This window comes from Empedobacter sp. UBA7494 (assembly GCF_002478465.1).
GTDB lineage: Bacteria > Bacteroidota > Bacteroidia > Flavobacteriales > Weeksellaceae > Empedobacter > Empedobacter falsenii_B.
Genome location: NZ_DLOC01000047.1, coordinates 54061 through 60714 on the forward strand (window position 1 = coordinate 54061; position 6654 = coordinate 60714).

Below are 6654 nucleotides of genomic sequence, written 5' to 3' on the forward strand. Positions count from 1 at the left end.
TTTTTATCCTTGTCGATCAATTAAAACTTCGCTTAATTCTCTCAAATAAGATTTACGTTCTTCTGGAACATCAATTTGATCCAAATAGCTGTGCGCTTTATTTGTATACTCTCTAATTAATGTCGAAAGTTTACGGTTAACATTCAGTTTTCTGAATAATTTCTCTACCGCATATACCTTATCGATATTATCTGTATTTGAGCTATACCAATATAATAATTCCTCTTTTTCTTCTTCGTTTGCCGCTTCTAAAGCAGAAATGTAAAGAATCGTTTTCTTATTCTCGAAAATATCTCCAGCGTGTTTTTTACCTAAATGTTCAAGGCTACCAAAAACATCCAAATAATCATCTTTCAATTGATACGCGATTCCTAAATTCAAACCATATTGGTACAATTTATCCGAATCCTCTTCCGAAGCATTTCCAATCATTGCGCCTAATTTCAAAGCACAACCAAGTAAAACACTCGTTTTTAGAGAAATCATTTTGATGTAATCTTCGTATGAAACATTCAATTTTGTTTCATAATTCACATCTAATTGTTGTCCTTCACAAACTTCTAAAGCAGTTTTAGAAAATAATTTTGTCGAACGTTTAAATAATTCAGGTTCTAAATCTTCTAAATATTGATAGGCTTTTACCAACATCGCATCACCAGAAAGAATCGCTGTATTTAATCCAAATTTTTCATGAACTGTTGCTTTACTTCTTCTTAATGAGGCATTATCCATAATATCATCGTGCATCAGCGAAAAATTATGAAAAAACTCAATCGCTAACGAAGGTTTCAATGCTTTTTCAACTTCACCATCAAACAAATCATTTCCCAATAAAGTCAAAATTGGACGAATTCTTTTACCACCAATATTCAAAATATAATCCATCGGTTCGTATAATTCTTCTGGATTTTTAGAAAATGGATTTTTATCGATTGTTTCGGCAATTAATTCGTGAAATTTATCAAATGAGTACATAGTTTGATTTTTGTAAAAATTAAGTTTTGGCAAATATAACTAAGAATGATTGATTTTGGGTTGTTTTCTTTTATTTTTGATTGAACCTAAAAATTCGTTTCCGACAATCAAATACAAAAGAATTTGACCAATAATCGCAGCAATAAAATAAGGATGACCTTTTTGTAAAACAATCTCAGCACTTTGCAGCAAAGGAATTGTCCAAAAATAAGTGGAAACAATTACTAAAAGCAACGCATTAAGCCTAAAAATCCAGATTTTATTCATTTTATATGTTCCGAAATGTATAAATAAAGCGCCCAAAAAAGTATAAGCCAACACCTCGAAAAATTCGTTCAACACAAATTGTTCTCTAAATAAGCCAAAAATATCTTTGTGACTTACAGACAAAAATTCTTCTGGAACAAGGTAACTCCAATGGTTTGCAATAAAAAATAAAACAAGATTTAGCATCAAAACAATCGTCAATTGATCTTTGAATTGATCAACAAACATTGAATAATACTTGAACTTTGAGATTGATTTCTTTGATTTCATTTAACGAAACAATTCACTTACAATTTGATACGATTTTCGTTTTGCTTTTTGATCAAAAACATTTGTTGAAACCATAATTTCATCAATTTTAGATTCAAAAATAAATTCATCTAAACTCTGCGCCAAAGCACCTTTACTTCCAATAAAAGACAAAGCTGTCATTCCTTTTAGCATATATTTTTGCTCAGGCGAAGCCGATTCTAACTGTGTTTTTTCTGGCGGAACAATTGGTTGGCGTTTATCAGTAATAATATTCAAAAAACCTTGGTACATCGACATCGATAAATAATGCGCTTCTTCGTCTGTATTCGCCGCAATTACATTGACACAAGCAATCGTATAAGGTTCTTGCAAAAATTCTGAAGGTTGAAATTGAGAACGATAAATCTCTACCGCATTATAAAATTGTTGTGGCGCAAAATGCCCCGCAAATGCATAAGGTAAACCTAATTTAGCCGCCAAAAAAGCAGAATCTGTACTTGATCCCAAAATATAAATCGGCACATTTGCACCTTCTCCAGGAATCGCACGCACTTTACTTTCTTTATTATCTAAACTAAAATAGTTTTGTAAATTTTTAATTTCAGCTTCAAAATCGTAATTCATAAAATTATCTCCTCTACGCAAAATAGAAGCTGTTAATTGATCAGTTCCTGGCGCACGACCTAAACCTAAATCGATACGATTTGGATAAAGCGCATCCAAAGTCCCAAATTGTTCTGCAACTGATAAAACAGTATGATTAGGTAGCATTATTCCTCCCGAACCAACTTTAATTCTTGAAGTTCCATTTGCTACATAGCCTATTAATAAAGAAGTTGCCGCGCTCGCAACATTCTGCATATTATGATGTTCAGATAACCAATAACGGCTATACCCTATTTCGTCGACAAATTTTGCGTTATCTAACGTGTTTTTGAACGTTTGATTTAATGTATCTCCTTCTCTTACATAAGCCAAATCCAACACTGAGTAATTTATTTTTTTCATACGTTCTTTTCTAATTAAAATATGAAACTAAATTACAAAGAAAAAAATTCAAAAAAAATTCCCCCATAACATACATTATGGAGGAGATAATTTTGTAATTGGATTTATAAATAGGTTTAAGTAGTTGAAGAGTCTAAAATTTTTAATTAATAGTTTGATGATAGATTAGTAATCTTTCGAGATACTTAATTCAAAAATAGATAATTAAAAAAATAAATACTCAATTTAGAGGGGGACAACTGGGGGACATTTCATATTTATCTAAATATCAATATTTTGAAAATGAAGTAAAACATAAAAATTATTCGAATTTTTATTAAGATTTACAATTTTTTCGGTCTATATTTGAAAAAATAATATATTGAAAGTTTCTATTTTTTTTACGCTCCTACTCTTTCCTTTTTTATTTTTATCATCATTTAGTTCTATTAGTAAAAATGATGAACGTATTATTATTGAAAAAATCATCGAACAGAATAAAAATGTGACAGATTCTATTCAATTGCAAAATAATTTCAAGAAATTAGATATCTCATCAACTTCTTTTTTATCAAAAAGTCTAAAATCAATTTATCAAGTTTATTTAGCTAATCTTTATGCACAAACCAACGATAAATTAAACAAAAAAAGTAATTCGTTATTTGAGTCTGCATTAAAAGTTTCAAAAAATGTTAACTCACCAGAATTACAAATTTGGGTGAACACACAATATGGGTATTACTATTATAATTTTAGCCAATATCAAAATGCTTATCCATATTTTATGGAAGCATCAAAACTTCTCGACTTAACAAAAGATGAGGATATTTTTTCTAAAAGTGATGTTTACAAAAAGAATGCATTTTACTTTATGAATGTAAAAGAATTTGATAAAAGTGAAAAATATCTTTTGTTAGCTTTAAAATATACCAACAAAAAGGACCACGAATATGGAACAATTCTGAATGCGATTGGTCATGTTTTTATGAATAAAAATAATATTAATAAAGCAAATAATTACTTCGAATTAACAAAAGAATATGCAATTCAAAATAAGGACGAAATTCGATATGCAAAAGCTTTAGGTGATATTGCCTCTATAAATATTCTCAACAAACAGTACGATTTAGCGATTGATAATTTGAAAAAAGATATTGAAATTTCTAAAAAATTAAAAAACGCTCGAAATTTAATGTACGCTAATATTCAATTGGGAAAATTGTACTTGGAATTAAATCGAATTGATGATGCTAAAATAATTTTGAATGAAGCAAAAGAATATGCTTCTCAGAAAATTTATTTGAACAGTTTTGAATATGACATTTATAAAATCTTATTAGAAATTGCTGTAAAAAACAATAATATCAATGAGGAGTTAATTAGCCGAAGAAAATTGGATGAATTGGAATTAGAGTTGCAAAAAACAGATGGTCAAAATGTGATTAATGAAATTAATTGGAAAATTCAACAAGATAATTTCAACTTTAAATTTGAAGCAGAAAAAGCAGAACAAGAGAAAACAACCATCCTAAAAAATGCATTATTTCTTATTTCTTTTCTATTAATCATCATCATTTTAGTGGTAATAATTTCTTATCGTAGAAAAATAAAAATACAAAATTCCACATACGATAATAAAATATTATCTATTCAAAATGATAAACTTAAGTCTGAAAATAAGTTAAATAAAACCGCTCAAACTTTAGAATCATATAAAACATATTTGTCTGAAAAGAATAAACAAATAGTTACATTAAAAAATGAAATTAATTCTATTTCCAATTCAAGTACCATAAACAAAGAAAAACAATATAATGAATTAGTTAATCTCTTAGATTCGCATTTAATGACAGACGAAAGTTGGGGAAATTTCAAAAATATTTTTGCTCATGAACAAAAAGATTTTGTAAAATATCTTTCTCAAAATTTTCCATCTTTAACCGAATCTAATTTGAGAACTATTTATTTGTTAAAATTAGGCTTGAACAATTTAGAAATTTCGCAAATCTTAGGAATTTCAGCTGATTCAGTCAAAAAGGCAAAACAACGCTTAAAAAAGAAATATAAAAATTTTGATCAAATTTTTCATAATAATAATGATTAAAAAAGAATTATTCAATTCTCAACTTATTCAAATTACTTCGATAACTTTCTAATAATAAACTTTCGGTTACATAACCTTCAAATTTACCTTTTTTAGTGAGTAAAATATAATCTATTTTTTTTGCTTCCATCATTTTCATCACGTTTGCAGCATTCGTAAAAATAGATGTCGAAGGTGCTTCTGTAATACATTCTAAGTAGCTTTTATCAATAGTATCATTAAAAATAAATGATCGAATATTATCTAAAACTATAATTCCATGAATCGAATTATCTTCATTCAGAATTGGAATAAAGTCTTGTGTTGTAGTAGAAAAAATTTCTTTTATATCTTCAATTGAATTGTAAACTGTCAATGTTTTGATATTCTTGATATAAATCGAAAACAAATCAATTTTATTGAACAAATTTCGGTCTTTATCAGATGTAAAAACAATTCCTTTTTCTGCTATTGCGTATATATCCATCGAATATTTGTCGTATCGTTTTGAGATTGCAAAACTTATTGAAGAAACAATCATTAAGGGAATAATTAATCCATAACCTCCCGTAATTTCGGCAATTAGGAAAATTGCTGTTAATGGCGCATGAAATAACCCACTCAAAACAGCTGCCATTCCAACAACTGTAAAATTACCAACAGGAACTTCTTTGAAACCGATTAAATTAAAGAATTTTGCAACGACAAAACCAAGATAAGACCCAACAAATAAAGAGGGCGCGAAGTTTCCTCCGTTTCCTCCACTTCCTAAAGTTAGACCTGTTGCTATAGATTTTATTAAAATTGTGACAAAAACAAATCCTAAAACTATCCATTGATTCGTTCTAAAACTCTCTAATAAAGAGTTATTTAAAATAAAACCGGCTTCATCATTTGCTAAATATTTTATACTCTCATAACCTTCACCAAATAAAGTTGGAAAAAAGAAAATCAATATCGCTAAACTTCCCGCTCCAACAATCGCTCGCCAATATACATTATCCGAATAATTTCCTATCAAATGTTCTACTTTACGAAATAATCGAGCATGATAAACTGAAACAAACCCCGCCAAAACACCCAAAATAACATAGAAAATAACATTATGATAATCAAATCCTAACGCATAACGAAAGGATAATAACATATTGCTTTTTAATGTTAAATTGGCTATTAAAGCTCCTGTTGCAGAAGATAACAATAAAGGAATAAAAGCAGTAACACTCATATCCGCTAATACAATTTCTATCGCGAACAAAACACCTGCAATTGGAGCATTAAATGCTGTCGCAATACCAGCTGCAACACCACAAGCCAACAAAAGTGTTCTTTCTTTGTATTTGAATCTGTAATATTGTGCATAATTAGAACCAAAAGCTGCTCCAGTAATTGTAATTGGGGATTCTAAACCAGCCGAACCACCCATACCAACTGTTAAGGAACTCGTTAAAATCTGAGCATACATCTGTTTTTTAGGCATTATTCCAGATTTTTTAGCTACAGCAATCATGATTTGAGAAGTTCCCTTTTCTATCGAACCATCCAAAAATTTCTGCACTACAAAAACCGTCAACAAAATACCTATAATTGGTAATATACTATTGATGTAAGGCAGTTTGACTAAATTATTAATATAAATAGTAAATTGAAAAACATTGTGCGCAAAAGTTTTTAGCACAATCACTGCAAAAGCAGATGAAATAGCTACCAAAATACACGATAAATACAAAAATTGTCGCTCTGATAAAACTAATTTTAACAGGTTCAACAAGTTTTGAAAAAAATTAAATGATTTTTTAATGTATTGAAAAAACTTTTGTTTTGTAGAAAGTCGCATACTCCAAAAATAGTGTACCTTTTGTTTATTGCCTAATTTAACTGCCACGAATTACACAAAAAGTAAACCAATAATACATAAAAGAATAAAATTTTTGAGAAAAAAAATAATTAATCATCTAATAACTATTTAATGTTATCAACTTCAATGATCTATAAACATTCACTTTTATAAATTATTTACTTTTCTATGATTCACTAAATAAAAGAATATTCATTAAAAGCATTTTTACAATTGTAATCTTCCCCTTGTT

5 protein-coding genes are annotated in these 6654 nt (G+C 28.5%); 1 reads left to right on the forward strand and 4 read right to left on the reverse strand.

Going from position 1 to position 6654, the window contains the following annotated elements:
* Positions 1–3 precede the first annotated feature (3 nt).
* Genes B4E95_RS05110 through B4E95_RS05120 form a run of 3 tightly spaced genes read right to left on the reverse strand, consistent with a single transcriptional unit; the run spans position 4 to position 2502 of the window.
* Complete coding sequence (locus B4E95_RS05110) at positions 4–975, reverse strand: polyprenyl synthetase family protein (protein WP_291090450.1); 972 nt, start codon at positions 973–975, stop codon at positions 4–6.
* 39 nt (positions 976–1014) lie between these two features.
* Positions 1015–1470: a hypothetical protein gene (locus B4E95_RS05115; protein ID WP_291090453.1), complete on the reverse strand. Its 456-nt coding sequence runs from the start codon at positions 1468–1470 to the stop codon at positions 1015–1017.
* Positions 1471–1512: 42 nt separating this feature from the next.
* Complete coding sequence (locus B4E95_RS05120) at positions 1513–2502, reverse strand: LLM class flavin-dependent oxidoreductase (RefSeq protein ID WP_291090456.1); 990 nt, start codon at positions 2500–2502, stop codon at positions 1513–1515.
* A 361-nt stretch (positions 2503–2863) separates the two neighbouring features.
* Between B4E95_RS05120 and B4E95_RS05125 the strand changes: the two genes are divergently transcribed.
* On the forward strand, positions 2864–4585 hold the full coding sequence (locus B4E95_RS05125) for a transcriptional regulator (RefSeq protein WP_291072771.1): 1722 nt from the start codon (positions 2864–2866) through the stop codon (positions 4583–4585).
* A 7-nt stretch (positions 4586–4592) separates the two neighbouring features.
* Here the strand turns inward: B4E95_RS05125 and B4E95_RS05130 are convergent, their stop codons facing one another.
* Positions 4593–6401: a chloride channel protein gene (locus tag B4E95_RS05130; RefSeq protein WP_291090459.1), complete on the reverse strand. Its 1809-nt coding sequence runs from the start codon at positions 6399–6401 to the stop codon at positions 4593–4595.
* Positions 6402–6654 lie beyond the last annotated feature (253 nt).